The 1,216-nt window shown below is 43.2% G+C and carries 1 protein-coding gene and 1 pseudogene; both read right to left on the minus strand.

The annotated features are described in order from the left end of the window. Nucleotides 1–76: 76 nt before the first annotated feature. Complete coding sequence (locus tag AC58QM_RS35870) at nt 77–997, minus strand: IS3 family transposase (RefSeq protein WP_497289423.1); 921 nt, start codon at nt 995–997, stop codon at nt 77–79. An 11-nt stretch (nt 998–1,008) separates the two neighbouring features. Then, nucleotides 1,009–1,216 (minus strand): annotated as a pseudogene (locus AC58QM_RS35875) (transposase); the annotation flags it as partial.

Raw genomic sequence — 1,216 nt, forward strand, 5'->3', positions numbered from 1 at the left:
CGGCTCGGCCCCCTTAATCCGGAGTCTTAGCCTACAGTAATTACTCATTCTTAAAAATGCTCATTATTTCGAGCGTTTACATTGAATTATGAAATGCTGAAGAGTCTTTAAGCGTTTTGACCCATTCTGAAAACTTCCTTGGAGGCATTAATTTCAAACTCCCATGCATCTTGCGATTGTGGTAAAAATCCATATAATCATCCAGTCCCTTGTACGCTTCATCAAAGGTCATAAAATCTCTTTGACTGAATAGATCGCGTTCTAGCAGGCTATGAAATGATTCGATGAACGCATTCAAGTTAGGGGTCTTGGGCGGAATGCGTTCGTGAATCATTTCTAGGCTCTCACAGGTATCTTGAAATAGCTTACTAATGAATTGAGGCCCGTTGTCTGTTCGAATAACTGGCAACATCTCGTTATCCTTTGTACGGCTCTGTAACGCATTCCATAAGGTTTGGACAGCATGTCTGGCTTCACATACACGTCCTTTGTATTGGCCTACTACGACGCGGTCAAACACATCAATAATACTTAGCACATAAAAGAAACGTTCCTCTCCGACGACATAGCCATACTTAATATCCATTTGCCAGAGCTGGTTGTGCCCCGTTATGTTTCTATTTTTCGCTAATCTACGAGGATGTGTTTGGGTCCGTTTTCGTTGTTTTTGGAGGATACCTAGCTCTTTACACAAGCGATACGACTTCTTTTTGTTCAGTTGCACGCCGTATTGGTTCCGAACACATTGTGCTAGAAGTTTATAACCGTAGACATGTTCCTCGCCTTCAAGGAGTTCTAAAAGCCACTCTTTGATCTGCTCGTCACAAACCCTATCCCCCGATTTCGTATGCGAGTAGCCAGGCACAGGGCGTCCTGTTACGAGCTCTCCCGGACGTTTTGGTTCCGATTGTGCAGCTCGCTTTCTCCGATCATAGTAAGTGGATTCAGACAGTCCAAGTATGCGTAGAATTTGTGCTACTGGCTTGCCCCGCTTAATAAATAGATCTGCTACTTCAAATTTTTCAGATAAGCGGGGTTCTTCTTTTTTAACAACTCACGTAGGATCTCAATTTCTAGTTCCTTCTCACCGAGCACCTTACAGGCTTTTTCATAACGTTCTTCAACCATTTGTAGTCTTTGTAGTTCTTGCAAATGCTCGTCCGCCATTGGTATTTCTTCTTGTGAAATGGTGTCACGATGTTCCCTAATCCACTGG

The organism is Paenibacillus sp. J22P165 (assembly GCF_059692015.1).